Here is a 14,378-nt window from a genome sequence, read left to right as displayed (position 1 = left end):
GTCACGCGCAGGCGCCAGTTCGGGCGGTGCCTGCAACTGTCAAAAATCTGGGCCGCCGCTGGGGCTGCGCTCCCGGTGCGGGAGGCAGCCCCAGCGGCGGCTGGGTCATCAGGCGGGCTCGCCCGTGCCTTCGGCAGCGGCTTCGTCGCCGCCCGTGGCCTCCTCGCCCGTGGCCTCGTCCTCGACTTCGTTGGCATCGTTTTCAACGATGCGCTGCAGGCCGCCGAGCTTGGCGCCTTCGTCCAGGGAGATCAGCGTCACGCCCTGGGTGGCGCGGCCCAGTTCGCGGATTTCCGAGACCCGGGTACGCACCAGCACGCCAGTGTCGGTGATCAGCATGATTTCGTCATCGGCATGCACCAGGGTGGCGGCGACGACCTTGCCGTTGCGCTCGGACTGCTGGATGGCAATCATGCCCTTGGTGCCGCGGCCATGGCGCGTGTACTCCACGATGGAGGTGCGCTTGCCGTAGCCGTTCTCGGTGGCTGTGAGCACACTTTGCGACTCGTCCTCGGCCACCAGCATGGCGATCACGCTCTGGCCTTCTTCCAGGTTCATGCCCTTGACGCCGCGCGCGTTGCGGCCCATGGGACGCACGTCGTTCTCGTCGAAGCGCACGGCCTTGCCGCCGTCGCTGAACAGCATCACGTCATGCTTGCCGTCGGTCAGGGCTGCGCCGATCAGGAAGTCGCCCTCGTCCAGGCCCACGGCGATGATGCCGGCCTTGCGCGGGTTGGAGAACTCGTCCAGCGCCGTCTTCTTCACGGTGCCCATGCTGGTGGACATGAACACATAGTGGTCGGCCGGGAAGCTGCGGTACTCGCCCGTCAGCGGCAGCACCACGTTGATCTTCTCGCCATCCTGCAGCGGGAACATGTTGACGATGGGGCGTCCGCGCGAGCCGCGCGAACCTGCGGGCACTTCCCAGACCTTGAGCCAGTACAGGCGGCCGCGGTTGGAGAAGCACAGCAGGTAGTCGTGCGTGTTGGCGATGAACAGCTGATCGATCCAGTCGTCTTCCTTGGTGGCCGTGGCCTGCTTGCCGCGTCCGCCGCGCTTTTGCGAGCGGTACTCGGACAGCGGCTGGCTCTTGATGTAGCCCGTGTGGCTGAGCGTGACCACCATGTCGGTGGGCGTGATCAGGTCCTCGGTGGACAGGTCCTGCGCGCTGTACTCGACCGTGCTGCGGCGGGCGCCGACCTTGCTCTGTCCGAACTCGGCCTTGATCTGCTTGAGCTCGTCGCCAATGATGGCCGACACGCGCTCGGGCTTGGACAGGATGTCCAGCAGGTCCTCGATGACGGACATCACGTCCTTGTACTCGGCGACGATCTTGTCCTGCTCCAGGCCGGTCAGGCGCTGCAGGCGCATCTGCAGGATTTCCTGGGCCTGGGTTTCGGACAGGCGGTACAGGCCATCGGCCTGCATGCCGAATTCGCGCTCCAGCCCGTCGGGGCGGTAGTCGTCGGCGTTGACCACGCCGCCATCGGTGCGGGTGCGCGTGAGCATCTCGCGCACCAGCTTGCTGTCCCAGTTGCGCGTCATCAGCTCGGCCTTGGCCACAGGCGGCGTCGGCGCGTTGCGGATGATGGCGATGAAGTCGTCGATATTGGCCAGCGCGACCGCCAGGCCTTCCAGCACATGGCCGCGCTCGCGCGCCTTGCGCAGCTCATACACCGTGCGGCGCGTGACCACTTCGCGGCGGTGCTGCAGGAAGACCTCGACCAGATCCTTCAGGTTGCACAGCTTGGGCTGGCCATCGACCAGCGCCACCATGTTCATGCCGAAGGTGTCTTGCAGCTGGGTCAGCTTGTACAGGTTGTTGAGCACGACCTCGGGCACTTCGCCGCGCTTGAGCTCGATCACCAGGCGCATGCCCGACTTGTCGGACTCGTCCTGGATGTGGCTGATGCCTTCGATCTTCTTCTCGTGCACCAGCTCGGCCATGCGCTCCTGCAGCGTCTTCTTGTTGACCTGGTAGGGCAGCTCGTCAACGATGATGGCCTGGCGCTGGCCGCGATCGATGTCCTCGAAGTGGCACTTGGCGCGCATCACCACGCGTCCGCGACCCGTGCGGTAGCCTTCCTTGACACCGTTGATGCCATAGATGATGCCGGCCGTGGGGAAGTCAGGCGCGGGAATGATCTCCATCAGCTCGTCGATGGTGGCCTGAGGCGTCTGCAGCAGGTGCAGGCAGGCATCCACCACCTCGTTGAGGTTGTGCGGAGGAATGTTGGTGGCCATGCCCACGGCAATGCCCGAGGAACCATTGACCAGCAGGTTGGGCAGCCGCGCAGGCAGCACCAGCGGCTCGCGCTCGCTGCCGTCGTAGTTCGGGCCGTAGTCCACCGTCTCCTTGTCGATGTCGCCCAGCATCTCGTGGGAGATCTTGGACAGGCGGATTTCGGTGTAACGCATCGCCGCCGCGCTGTCCCCGTCCACCGAACCGAAGTTGCCCTGCCCGTCGACCAGCATGTGGCGCAGCGAGAAATCCTGTGCCATGCGCACGATGGTGTCGTACACCGCGCTGTCTCCGTGCGGGTGGTACTTGCCGATCACGTCGCCGACGATACGCGCCGACTTCTTGTACGGCCGGTTCCAGTCGTTGTTGAGCTCGTGCATGGCGAACAGCACGCGCCGATGCACAGGCTTGAGACCATCTCGCGCATCGGGCAGCGCCCGGCCCACGATCACGCTCATTGCGTAATCGAGATAGCTGCGACGCATCTCCTCTTCGAGGCTGATGGGCAGGGTTTCTTTAGCAAACTGGGTCATGTGTGGCGATACTCTGACGGCGGGAAAAGGCCCATTTTAGGTCGAATGACGTGTAGCAGCCGAGCAACATAACCCTGGAATTCCGCCGCTGTCCTACTTGTTGGCGCCCGCTTGGCGGTCCGTCTGCTTGTGACGTATGGCACAATCAATTCAACGTTTTTGGTGATGGTCACTGATAACGTCCACAGATTCGCAGCCCTGCTGCGGCTTTTTCCCCAAGAGGAGAACCATGAAGAAACTGAACAAAGTGGCGATGTTGTTTGCCTCTGCCGCCCTCGCAACGGCTGCTGGCGCACAAGTGAAGGCTGCTGACGGTGGCAAGACCATCGACAACTGGCAAAACGGCACCAGCGAACTGGTGTGGAAGAACGGCACGAACGAACTGTGCTGGCGCGATGCCAACTGGACGCCCGCCACTGCAGCAGCTGACTGCGACGGTGCCCTGAAGCCTGTGGCAGCCGCTGTGGCTCCTGCCGCAACGCCCGCTCCGGCAGCTCCCGCTCCGGCACCGGCTCCCGCTCCGGCCGTGGCTTCCAAGGTGACCTTCTCTGCTGACGCTTTCTTCGACTTCGACAAGTCGGTTCTGAAGCCCGAAGGCAAGGCCAAGCTGGATGACCTGGCCTCCAAGGTCAAGGGCATCAACCTGGAAGTGGTCATCGCCGTCGGTCACACCGACTCCGTTGGCTCTGACGCCTACAACCAGAAGCTGTCGGTTCGCCGCGCTGAAGCTGTGAAGGCTTACCTGGTGTCCAAGGGCATCGAAAAGAACCGCGTCTACACTGAAGGCAAGGGCGAAAAGCAGCCCATCGCCGACAACAAGACCAAGGAAGGCCGCGCAAAGAACCGTCGCGTGGAAATCGAAGTGGTCGGCACCCGCGCCGCTCAGTAATCTTTCGATTGCTTCCCGCAAAAGCCCCGGCAACGGGGCTTTTTTTATGGCCGAACGGTCGTCGCAATCACCGACAATCGAGCCATGAGCAACGCAATCAACGTCAATGCCGACCCGGCGGAGCTGGAGAAATTCTCCAGCCTGGCCCATCGCTGGTGGGACCCGGAAAGTGAGTTCAAACCTTTGCATCAGATCAATCCGTTGCGCCTGGACTGGATTGATGCGCAAGCTCCCTTGAAGGGCCGCAGGGTCCTTGATGTCGGCTGCGGTGGCGGCATCCTCGCCGATTCCATGGCCCGCAAGGGGGCGAGAGAGGTGGTGGGCATCGACCTGGCCACCAAGGCATTGCGTGTGGCCCAGTTGCATGCGCTGGAAACGGGTACTCCGAACATCCACTACCACGAAGTCAGCGTGGAACGTCTGGCCGAGGAGCAGCCGGGCTCCTTTGACGTGGTGACCTGCATGGAGATGCTCGAGCATGTGCCCGATCCCGCTTCCGTGGTCTCGGCCTGCGCCGAGCTGGTCAAGCCTGGGGGCTGGGTGTTCTTCTCCACGATCAACCGCAGTGCCAAGGCCTTTGGTCTGGCCATTGTGGCGGCTGAGTACCTGCTCAAGATGATTCCCAAGGGGACGCATGAGTACGCCAAGCTGATCCAGCCCAGCGAACTCGCCATGTTTGCCCGTCAGGCTGGCCTTGACCTGCAGGCCAGCAAGGGTCTGCAGCACAACCCCATCACCGGGCGCTACTGGCTCAGCGCGGACACGTCGGTGAACTACATGCTGGCAACGCGCCGGGCAGAAGGGTGAGCCGCATGTGGCAAGAAGTCCGAGCTGTTCTGTTCGACCTGGACGGCACCTTGATCGACAGTGCACCCGACCTGGGTGCGGCCGCAGACAGGATGCGCATTGACCGTGGCCTGCAGTCGCTTCCCTATGAGCGGTATCGGCCCATGGCGGGCGCCGGGGCACGGGGGATGCTGGGAGTGGGCTTCGGGCTCACGCCCGACTCGCCGGAGTTTCCGGAGATGCGCGAGGAGTTTTTCCGCAACTACGAGCAGTGCATGACCGAGCGCACCTATGCGTTCGATGGTGTCCCGGAGCTCATTGCACAGCTCCAGGCGGCATCCATGCCCTGGGGTGTGGTCACCAACAAATCCATGCGTTTCACCGATCCGCTGACGCAGCAGATGCCGCTTTTCGCAAGCGCTGGTGCCATCGTCAGCGGTGATACCACGCCCCACGCAAAGCCCCATCCAGCGCCGTTGCTGGAAGCTGCCGCGCGTATCGGCCTGCCGCCGCAGAGTTTTGTCTATGTGGGTGATGATGAGCGCGACATCGTTGCAGGCAAGGCCGCAGGCATGAAGACCGTGGCGGCCTGCTACGGCTACCTCGGCGCAGCGGGCGATACGCTGCAGTGGCAGGCGGATGCGCAAATCTATTCTCCGCTGGAGCTCTTGAAACTGCTGGAAAGAGGCTAAGATAGGAGTCTTGGGGCTGTCCTGGTTTCGACGTGGGTTCGGGACCGGTGTGGTGCATGTCGAGCTTGAGTGACGCTCGTAAATCTCCATTCAAAAAACTAACTGCAAACGACGAACGTTTCGCACTCGCCGCTTAAATCCGGTGAGCCTTGCAACAGCACGCTGATGGGCTGGGCAAGGGGGTAGCAATACCTCCCGGCTGCAAGGGAATTTACATCAGCTGGCTGCGTGCTGGGCTTCTTAGTACGTGGCAAGATCCAAGGAAGCTGGCATCCCGGGTAGCGTGCGCCTGCGCGACTTGGGAGGCGAGACTCAAAACAGAACGCTAAACATGTAGATCTGCCCGGCGAAGGCTTGCGGACGCGGGTTCAATTCCCGCCAGCTCCACCATCCAAGACACCGCCACACACTGATGACCTCAGCGTGTGGCGGTTTTTTTTGCCTTCAACTGTCCTGCGGTGTCGTCAGAATCGCACGGATTTCGCACGGGCTGCGGGAGCGGGCTCGGCAAGGAGGCTGGCCCAGGGTTGATTCAGCTGCTGCCCATGTCGGGCATGGGCTGTTGCGACAATTCCTGGATCAGCGTGAGGCGGAAATGCGCCAGGGCCTTGGCGCCATGCTGTATGTGGTGCAGGTCTGCCACCCCGCCGATGCCCGAGACCAGCAGCTCTGGTTTGTTGGACAGGATGACTTCTATGAAGTGGTCAGCCAGTTCTGCTGCCAACAGGGTTTCTGTGCTCTGTTTGCTCATGTGCGTTTCCTCCTTGTGTTGGAAATCGCATGGTATGGCATCGCGGCGGAATAGGGGGTGCCGACTGGAGGCGTGGCCAGCGCCCGGTGTCGTCCCTCAGATGGCGAGGCTTGCGCGGTCCTTGCCTTCTATCCACTTGGGCGGCTTGCCGCGGCCTGTCCAGGTGGCGCCGGTTTCAGGGTTGCGGAATTTGGGCTCTCCCACGCTGCGCTTGCCGGCCTTGCCGGGCTTGCCGGATTTGCTCTTGGCGGAGGGGAAGACGTCTTCCTTCGTCAGGCCATATTGCTGCACCATCGCCTTTGCTTCAGCGATCGCATCGGTTTTCGCGTGCTGGATGAGTGCGTCGATTTTTTTCTCAAGCTCGGCTTTTTGTTGCAGCAGGGCCTTGTAGTCGGATGTCATGGCAATGATGATTTTCAGTGGGAGATGCGCGTGTATATCACGGGCATGAATATTTTGTAAGTTATGAGTAAGAAAAAGAGTGTGCGGATGCAGAAGCATTCACCAGCGACGTAGCGCGTTCAGAACAGGTGATGGGGATGGTTGGGGCGACGAGGTGCGCCCAAGAAAAAGGCCAGCGGCTTGCGCTGGCCTGGGAAGAAAGAGCCGGTGCTTTTTGAAAGCTTCCTGGGGGAATGAGAGGGAGGGAGGAGGAAATGCCCCAGACCCGGCAATGAAACGGTGCAGAAACTGATGGCGATGATGCCTGCCGTGCGCAGGCCGGCCGATGGGTGAGAGGCGAGTCTGCACGTAGGACGGGGGAGCATCTGCCGAGTCACAGGCTGGTCATCTCCATGCGCGATAAACCGGGAGTTGCGCAACCATGGGGGGGAGCGCATTGTTTTTTTATTGCGCATCCATGTCCATTGCTGCCACGCTGATTCCATTTGTTTTCAACCCGGCCAATCCGATGAGTGCGCCATTGCAGCGCCATCGTTGGCGCCTGTATGGTGCGGGCCTGCTTCTTTCGGCGTCTGCCGGGGTATGGGCGCAGGTTCCCTTCAACGGCACCTACACGCAGGATTTCGACACCCTGGCCGCGTCCGGGGCGGGGCTGGCCTGGGCCAATAACAGCACCTTGCCGGGCTGGTTTCTCTTCAACAAGAGCCTGGCATCCATCACCTCTTATGTGGCTGGCAATGGTGCCTCCAACACCGGCAGCTTCTACAGCCTGGGGCTGAGCGCGGACCGTGCCTTGGGTGGCGTGGCATCAGGCGGGGCCTACTTTGGCAGCCCGGCCCAGGGGGCTGTAGCGGGTTGGATTGCGCTGGCAGTGCGCAATGACACGGGTGGCTCGGTCGATGGCATCACCTTGCGATTCAACGGCGAGCAATGGCGCAATGGTGGCAATACGGAACGGCAGCCCATGGTGCTGGAGTACGGCATGGGAGCCACCTTTGCCGACGTGCCTGAATGGCTGCCTGCCGGCGCGAACTTCAATTGGCAATCGCCTGTTGCCACCGGCACTGCTGCCGCCGTGGACGGCAATGTGGCCGGGCGGGTGAACAATGTGGGCGGTGATCTGCGCGGCCTGGGCTGGGCGCCAGGTGCCACGCTGTGGCTGCGTTGGGTGGAGCTCAATGATGTGGGCAACGACCACGGCCTGGCCATTGATGACGTCTCCATCACCCTGGCGCTGCCCGACACCACGGCGCCCACGCTGCAGGCAAGCATTCCCGCGGCGGCGGCAACCGGGGTGGCGCTGAATCCCGAAATCAAGCTGAGTTTCGATGAGGCGGTGAAGCCCGGTAGCGGCAGCTTCGAACTGCGCCAGGGCGCCACGGTGGTGGCAACGCTGCAGGCTGGCGATGCGGCGCAGGTGAAATTCAGTGGCTCGACCATCACGCTCAACGCGGGTGTGCGGCTGGCGGTCAATACGCCCTATAGCCTGGTTTCCGTGGGCGAGCCGGTGCTGGATACCTCGGGCAATGCGTGGACCGGCACGACGCTGGGCTTCACGACAGGAGGCGAGCCGCCGGTCACCAGGATTTCTGCGGTCCAGGGCTCTGGCGATCAGTCTCCGCTGGTGGGGCAGAAGGTGACGGTGAGTGCCGTGGTGACGGCCTATATGCCTGGACTGAGCGGCTTCTTCGTGCAGGAAGAGGCGGCGGACTCCGATGGCGATGCTGCTACCTCGGAGGGCATCTTTGTCTACTACGGCAACGCCAATCCTGGCGTGGATGAAAGCACGGTGGGCAAGCTGGTGCAGATTTCCGCATCGGTGAGCGAGTTCCGCAATCAGACCCAGCTCAGCGCCATCACGGACTTCGTGGTCCGCGGCGCGGCGGCCTTGCCGGAGCCGGTGCGCATCGCACTGCCTGTCAGCGACATGGGGCAATGGGAGCGTCTGGAAGGCATGCGTGTGGAGGTGGCATCCGCCACCGCAGGCGGCAAGCTGGTGGTGAGCGACAACCGCACGCTGGGCCGCTACGGCAATGTCACGCTGTCTGCCGATACGCCGTTGGCGCAGTACACCGAAGTCAACGCTCCCAGCGTGGCGGGCTATGCAGCCTACGTGCAGACGCTGCAGCGCAGCCAGATCATTCTCGATGATCGCTCGGGGGCCCAGAATCCCGAGTTCGTGCCGGGTCGTGGCGGCCTGCCGCTGTCGGCGTCCAACACGCTGCGCGCTGGCGATGGCGTGGACCGCGTCATCGGCGTGCTCGACCAGTTCTTTGATGCTGCCGCCAGCGAGCCCTATCTGACCAGCTACCGCGTGCAGCCCACGCAGACGCCGCAGTTCACGGGAGCCGCGCGACCTTCAGCTGCTGAATTGCAGCAGGCCGTGGGAGCGGCCACGCTCAAGATCGCATCGGCCAACGTTCTCAATTTCTTCAACCTCACCGGTGCCACAAGCGGCTCTTCCCAGGTGATGTTCAACACGCCGCTGGGCAACCAGCAGGGCATTCGCGGCGCCAACAGCATTGCCGAGCTGGACAGGCAGCGCGCCAAGATCGTGGCCAATCTGCTGGGGCTGGGCGCCGATGTGTATGGCCTGATGGAGGTGCAGAACAATGGCTTTGGCCCGGGCAGCGCCATCCAGGATCTGGCCGACGCCTTGAACGCGAGTGCCGACAAGCCTGCCGGCGCCGTGTATGCGGTGGTCAAGGCACCCTTCAGTGAGGCTGCAGGCACGGTGCCAGGCGCGGGCACGGATGCCATTACCGTGGCCATCCTCTATCGCAGCGACCGCGTCACGCCGGTGGGCAGCGCAGCGGCACCCAATGTCTCTACCTACGATGCCTTCAACGGAAGCATCGGCGGAGCCCGGGTGCCGATTGCGCAGACCTTTGCCGTGGGCGGCAGCACGGAGCAGTTCACGCTGGTGGTGAACCATTTCAAATCCAAGGGCAGCGTGCTCGGGGGCGCGGGCAATGCGGACGTGCTCGACGGCCAGGGCGCCAACAACGCGGCGCGCGTGAAGACGGCCCAGCAACTGAGCAACTGGCTGGCAACCCGGCCCACAGGCGCGACCAGCCCCCACGTGGTGCTGGTGGGCGATTTCAACGCCTATGCGAAGGAAGACCCCATCACCACGTTGGAGTCCGGCGGCTATGTCAAGGTCTCCCAGGGTCTGTCCTATGCATTCGACGGAATGTGGGGTTCGCTGGACCATGTGCTGGTGAGCACCAGTCTGCAGCCCAGCGTGGGGCGTGCGGTCAAGTGGGCCATCAATGCCGAGGAGCCCGAGGTGCTCGACTACAACGTCGAGTTCAAGTCGCTGGATCAGCAGGCCAGCTTCTATGCGCCCACTGCCTATCGTTCCAGTGACCACAACCCCATTCTCCTGGGGCTGAATTTCGGTGGCCAGGCGCCCTCGTTCAGTGGCGTGCCTGCCAATGCGCAGGCCGTGGTGGTGGGACAGGCGGCCGATCTGGCGGACGTGGTGGTGGCCGATGCCGACAGCCCCGTCGTGACACTGTCCATCGTTGCCAGCGGCGGACAGGTGCTGGGCCTGGAGGATGCCGATGCTGCACAGCCCGGCATACAACTGCGCGGCAGCCCCGAACAGGTGTCGCAGCAATTGCGCGCCGCCATGTACATGGCTTCGGCAGCCGGCCCGGCCAGCCTGCAACTGAGCGTGAGCGATGGTGTCCATGCGGCTGTGACGGCCACCTATCCGCTGCTGGCGACCGCAGCGGGCGCAGTGGACCCGGCCAATCGATTCAACATCACCGGAGCAAGCCAGATTGCGGTTGCGGGCGAGGTCGTGGGCGGTGGCGCCAACTGCCGCCTGGCCGAGCCGCCGCAGGTCGTGGCGGCACCGGGTACTCCACGTCCTGGGGCGGTGGTGCCACACGGGCTGCTGAAGCTCAATACCGATGGCTGTGATGCGGGTGCGCTCGTGACGGTCAGGCTGACCTATCCGAACGATCTGCCCAGTGGTGCCGAATACTGGAAGTGGGGCCGCACGGCAGATAACACCACGCAGCACTGGTACCGCATACCTGCAACGCTGCAGGGGCGCGTCGTCTCCTTCGTGCTGCGCGATGGCGGCCTGGGCGATGACGATCTTCTGGCCAATGGCCGTGTGGAAGACCCTTCGGCCCTGGTGCTGCCTGCAGCGGTCGGTGGCGGTACGCCGGCGGCGATTCCGTCACTGAGCGAGTGGGCGGTCGCGCTGCTGAGCCTGATGATGGGTGGGCTGGCCATCCGTCTGCGCCGCCGCAAACCTTGATGCTGCCGTGAAAGCCCGGTCTGCACCACGTGTAGGCCGGGCTTTTTGCTTTGGGGCAGGGGAAACTGCGGACAGGCATTTGCCCGACTGCGTGCAAGAGGGATGGGTGGGAGAGGATCTTGGTGTGCAGCCGCAGGCCGATGCTTGATGATGGCCGGGCTGGGTGCGAAAGTGGCGCGTCTGCTGCTGCGGGCGCCGTCTCGGTGCAAGGAATGAGAGAGATATCCAGAAACGATCGTGCTTGAAAAAGAGCCTGGCTAACCGGCATACCGCTGGCTGGCAAAAACGACTGCAGGCTGAACTGGCCTGACGAGTCGCCCCACGATGAAACTGAACTGCTGCAACACCATGAATGCTGCAGCATGGGTTGAATGATATACGCAAACAAGAATCATTCTCAAATAAACCCAGAACTTCTCTGGAATTAGAAAAAGCTTGTGTTTTGCGGTTTTCGCCTGCTGGGCGGGTATCTGACGTGGTGCCGCTCAAGAAAAAACGCCCCGGCTGCGGAGGCGGCCGGGGCGCTGAATGGAGCGTTCCATGCGATCAATCCAGGAAGGACACATGCTAGGGGTTTTGAATGAGAGCGCTTGCGTCTGCGTCTCCGGTCCTTCCTGGTTGTCAAGTGTAAATTGAAACAAGGTGCTTGATGGGGTCAAAGCAGCCGAAGTTGCATGCATCTGAGCCGTAAAGCTGTTTTTTTGTACTCCGATGCAACCGCCTCAAGCCAAATGCGCCGTGCAATGCAAAAAGCCCGCTGTGGAGCGGGCTTTTATCTGGGAATGTGGACGATGGCTCTTACGCGACCATCGTTTTACGGCAGAACGTCTCTGCGGCTGTCACCGTTGTTTTTTTCGTCGTAGTGCACGACGCGCCGGCGTGAGATACAGCATTGCCTGCGCAGACAACCACGGGATTATAGCAGAGGCAGAATTTGCCGCTGGAGCCATGGGCCTGTGTTGCCGCTGAAAGGGGTTTGAAGATGAATGAAATGACGCAAAGGCTTGAGGGCCTGCTCGCATCCGGCAAGGACTCGGCCCTGCTGCGCTGTACCTTGGGCAAGACCTATCTTGAAAACGAGGCGCCTGGGGTGGCTCATTCACACCTGGAGCGGGCCACTGAACTCGATCCCGGCTATTCGGTGGCGTGGAAGCTGCTGGGCCGGGCATTGCTGGCGCTGGGCGACGCTGCTGGAGCGCGGCGGGCGTGGAATACGGGATTGGCCTGCGCGCAGCAGAAGGGGGACGCCCAGGTCGTAAAGGAGATTGGGGTGTTCCTCAAGCGCCTGGACAGGCAGCAGGCGGCCTGAGTCGAGACCCTGCGCAAGGGTGGGTGTGGGTGTGGGTGCGGAGCGGGATTCACGCCTGCAAAAGAGCTTCCCTGGCCAAGGCGTCGGCCTCGGTGTTGCGGTGGCGGGGTATCCAGCGCAGTTGCACGTGCTCGAACCCGGTCAGCATGGTGCGGGCCTCGTCAAAGAGGTCTGCCAGGCGCGCGATGGGCTTGATGGGGCGTGGCGATGGAGTCAACTGCTCCACCAGGATGCTGCTGTCCGTGAAGATGCTCAGGCGGCGCGCCTGCAGGGCTTGCAGGGCCTGCAGCGCGGCCATCAGGGCGCGCAGTTCGGCTTCGTTATTGCAGCCTCGCTCGGGGCAGGGCTCGGACAGAAGGTGGCGGCGTCCGTCGGGTGCGGTGATGACGGCGCCCATGGCCATGCGTCCGGGGTTGGGTACGGCGCTTGCATCAATGTAGGCAGTCCAGAGGTCGGCATCTGAGGGCGCGGGGCCGCAGGCGCTTGGGCGTGATGGGAGCTTTTCCAGGGGCATGCCTGCATCATGCGGCAGCGGTGGAGGTTCGGTCGCATTTCTTGTCGGATGGCGCGGGACAATGCAGGTCTGCAAATCACCGAAACCGAAGAAGGCAGCGAATGATCAGGATTCTGGGCAAGTCATCGTCCATCAATGTGCGCAAGGTGCTGTGGCTTTGCGTGGAGTTGGGAATTTCTTTCGACCAGGAGGAATGGGGTTCAGGCCATCGTTCGACGCAGGAGCCGGGATTTCTGGCGCTCAATCCGAATGCGATGGTTCCGGTGCTGCTTGATGGACCGCTGGTGCTGTGGGAGTCCAATGCCATCTGCCGCTACCTGACGTCCCGCCATGACCGGCAGGACCTGCTGCCTTCAGCACCCGCCGAACGCGCGCTTGTCGAGCAGTGGATGGACTGGCAGGCAACCGAGTTGAACAATGCCTGGCGCTATGCCTTCATGGGATTGGTGAGAAAAAGTCCGGAGCATCAGGACCCCGCGCAACTGGCTGGCAGCATGGCGAACTGGCATCGCCACATGCGCATTCTGGAAGACCAGTTGTCGCACACCGGCGCCTTTGCTGCTGGCACGCAATTGAGCCTGGCCGATATCGTGCTGGGTCTGTCCACGCATCGCTGGATGTCGGCGCCCATGGAGCGCCCTGAATTGCCTGCAGTCCGCGCCTACTACGAACGGCTTTGCGAGCGGCCGGGCTTTCGCCTGCACGGCGCCAACGGCATGCCTTGATGGCGGTCTGGCGCCCTGCGTGACAAAGCCCGCCAGGGTTCCTGCGGGCTTTGGTTGTTGAAAGCGTGGGGTCAGGGGGCGACGCGCACCAGCATCATGTCGGCCTTCGAGCCTGCACCACGGGTCAGCACCGGGTGGACGGTGTCATTGATGAAGATGAGTTGGTTGCCCTGGGTAATGCGTGAGGTGACCGTGTATTGCGCGGCAGGATTCAGGCGGCTGGGCTCGACGGGCAGCTTGAAGCTGTAGGGCGGCTTGAGGCCTTCGAGCCGCATGGACTGCTGGGATATCACCGGGGCGGGAGCATCGGCGCGCGAGGTGTCCTGCAATTCGACGACCAGCACGGCATCGGGCGCAAGCGGAGCGGGCTCCCTCAGGTCAACGGTTCCCATGACCGCAGTGACGGGCGCATTGGGCGCCGGCTGGGTCTGGGCGCATGCACCCAGCAGTGCTGCGGACATCACGAGGGCCAGGGTTGTGCGGCGCTGAAGGCTGTTGGAATTCATTGGAGCTCCTTCTTGATTTGGGAGTCCCAGTCTGGCCTGGCGCGGCTTGCGGGGCTGTAGGAGCAGGCTCAACGCAAGCTGCTGCCATTTCCCAAAGTCGCATGGGCCGATCTGCTGGCTGGTTGCCAGTCTTGGAGGCAAGGGTGTGAAAGGTTTGTGCTCGTGCTGCGGGCGCTGCGCTGGCGACGCTCGGTTGAACACTTGCGATCTGCACAGACAAAAGCCCCTGGCTCTTTCGAACCAGGGGCTTGAATCATTTGGTCGGAGCGGCGGGATTCGAACTCGCGACCCTCTGCTCCCAAAGCAGATGCGCTACCAGGCTGCGCTACGCTCCGACTAAAACGCTATTGTAGCGTCAAAAAAATGGGTATTTTCGCAATGGGCGAATTTTTTGCTCAACGCGAGCCAGGTCCCGGGCCGCGGTTGGCCAGGTGGCGGAAGGTGATGCGGCCCTTGGTCAGGTCGTAGGGCGACATCTCCAGCGATACCTTGTCGCCAGCCAGGATGCGGATGTGGTGCTTGCGCATCTTGCCGCCGGTGTAGGCGATCAGCTGGTGTCCGTTTTCCAGCGTCACACGAAAGCGAGAGTCAGGCAGGACTTCCGTGACGGAACCCTGCATTTCAATCAGTTCTTCTTTGGCCATGTGTTCAATCTCTCAGGTCTGGGTCGGTTGCGGCACTCACTTGTCGGAACCACGAAGGCCTTGCCTGGCCCACAGAACATGGGGTACGTGGGCCGAGGCTGAAAAAGCA

Annotated in this window: 12 protein-coding genes, 1 tRNA gene and 1 other RNA gene; 7 read left to right on the top strand and 7 right to left on the bottom strand. The window is 62.7% G+C overall.

From position 1 onward, the window contains the following. Positions 1 to 108 precede the first annotated feature (108 nt). Complete coding sequence (gene gyrA / locus BW39_RS06505) at positions 109 to 2,775, bottom strand: DNA gyrase subunit A (protein WP_034395021.1); 2,667 nt, start codon at positions 2,773 to 2,775, stop codon at positions 109 to 111. A gap of 229 nt (positions 2,776 to 3,004) precedes the next feature. Here gyrA and ompA point away from each other — a divergent pair, with 229 nt between their 5' ends. The 4 genes from ompA to ssrA all read left to right on the top strand — a co-directional run bounded on the left by ompA (position 3,005) and on the right by ssrA (position 5,532). Then, complete coding sequence (ompA, locus tag BW39_RS06500) at positions 3,005 to 3,664, top strand: outer membrane protein OmpA (protein WP_012206517.1); 660 nt, start codon at positions 3,005 to 3,007, stop codon at positions 3,662 to 3,664. Positions 3,665 to 3,748: 84 nt separating this feature from the next. Next, the gene (ubiG, locus tag BW39_RS06495) at positions 3,749 to 4,471 is read left to right on the top strand and encodes a bifunctional 2-polyprenyl-6-hydroxyphenol methylase/3-demethylubiquinol 3-O-methyltransferase UbiG (RefSeq protein ID WP_043820619.1); all 723 of its coding nucleotides are present in this window, start codon (positions 3,749 to 3,751) and stop codon (positions 4,469 to 4,471) included. 5 nt (positions 4,472 to 4,476) lie between these two features. Continuing rightward, the gene (locus BW39_RS06490) at positions 4,477 to 5,142 is read left to right on the top strand and encodes an HAD family hydrolase (protein ID WP_043820616.1); all 666 of its coding nucleotides are present in this window, start codon (positions 4,477 to 4,479) and stop codon (positions 5,140 to 5,142) included. Positions 5,143 to 5,154: 12 nt separating this feature from the next. Continuing rightward, positions 5,155 to 5,532, top strand: a transfer-messenger RNA (tmRNA) gene (gene ssrA, locus BW39_RS30110). Positions 5,533 to 5,674: 142 nt separating this feature from the next. On the opposite strand, the gene BW39_RS06485 is transcribed toward ssrA, so the two are convergent. Together BW39_RS06485 and BW39_RS06480 are read right to left on the bottom strand one after the other, a co-directional pair. Then, on the bottom strand, positions 5,675 to 5,893 hold the full coding sequence (locus BW39_RS06485; protein WP_013801634.1) for a hypothetical protein: 219 nt from the start codon (positions 5,891 to 5,893) through the stop codon (positions 5,675 to 5,677). A gap of 96 nt (positions 5,894 to 5,989) precedes the next feature. Further along, complete coding sequence (locus BW39_RS06480; protein ID WP_043820614.1) at positions 5,990 to 6,295, bottom strand: H-NS histone family protein; 306 nt, start codon at positions 6,293 to 6,295, stop codon at positions 5,990 to 5,992. A 508-nt stretch (positions 6,296 to 6,803) separates the two neighbouring features. Here BW39_RS06480 and BW39_RS06475 point away from each other — a divergent pair. Both BW39_RS06475 and BW39_RS06470 read left to right on the top strand, forming a co-directional pair. Then, positions 6,804 to 10,571, top strand: a complete 3,768-nt coding sequence (locus tag BW39_RS06475; RefSeq protein WP_235264159.1) for an ExeM/NucH family extracellular endonuclease — start codon at positions 6,804 to 6,806, stop codon at positions 10,569 to 10,571. Positions 10,572 to 11,553: 982 nt separating this feature from the next. Then, the gene (locus BW39_RS06470) at positions 11,554 to 11,880 is read left to right on the top strand and encodes a tetratricopeptide repeat protein (RefSeq protein WP_081816136.1); all 327 of its coding nucleotides are present in this window, start codon (positions 11,554 to 11,556) and stop codon (positions 11,878 to 11,880) included. 49 nt (positions 11,881 to 11,929) lie between these two features. Here the strand turns inward: BW39_RS06470 and BW39_RS06465 are convergent, their stop codons facing one another. Further along, positions 11,930 to 12,394 carry a ribonuclease HI family protein gene (locus tag BW39_RS06465; protein WP_081816135.1) on the bottom strand — a complete coding sequence of 155 codons (465 nt, stop codon included), beginning with the start codon at positions 12,392 to 12,394 and terminating at the stop codon, positions 11,930 to 11,932. A gap of 101 nt (positions 12,395 to 12,495) precedes the next feature. On the opposite strand from BW39_RS06465, the gene BW39_RS06460 reads away from it, so the two are divergent. After that, positions 12,496 to 13,119, top strand: a complete 624-nt coding sequence (locus BW39_RS06460) for a glutathione S-transferase family protein (protein WP_043820608.1) — start codon at positions 12,496 to 12,498, stop codon at positions 13,117 to 13,119. Between the two features lie 71 nt (positions 13,120 to 13,190). Here BW39_RS06460 and BW39_RS06455 read toward each other — a convergent pair whose 3' ends face one another. The 3 genes from BW39_RS06455 to infA form a co-directional block, all read right to left on the bottom strand. Then, positions 13,191 to 13,625: a YbaY family lipoprotein gene (locus BW39_RS06455; protein WP_043820605.1), complete on the bottom strand. Its 435-nt coding sequence runs from the start codon at positions 13,623 to 13,625 to the stop codon at positions 13,191 to 13,193. A 258-nt stretch (positions 13,626 to 13,883) separates the two neighbouring features. Further along, positions 13,884 to 13,960, bottom strand: a tRNA-Pro gene (locus BW39_RS06450). A 60-nt stretch (positions 13,961 to 14,020) separates the two neighbouring features. Further along, on the bottom strand, positions 14,021 to 14,269 hold the full coding sequence (gene infA / locus BW39_RS06445; RefSeq protein ID WP_012206460.1) for a translation initiation factor IF-1: 249 nt from the start codon (positions 14,267 to 14,269) through the stop codon (positions 14,021 to 14,023). Positions 14,270 to 14,378: the final 109 nt, after the last annotated feature.

This window comes from Delftia sp. RIT313 (genome assembly GCF_000632165.1).
GTDB classification, from domain to species: domain Bacteria; phylum Pseudomonadota; class Gammaproteobacteria; order Burkholderiales; family Burkholderiaceae_C; genus Comamonas; species Comamonas acidovorans.
Note: the sequence above shows the minus strand (reverse complement) of the source record. Positions and strands in the feature narration are given on the sequence as shown.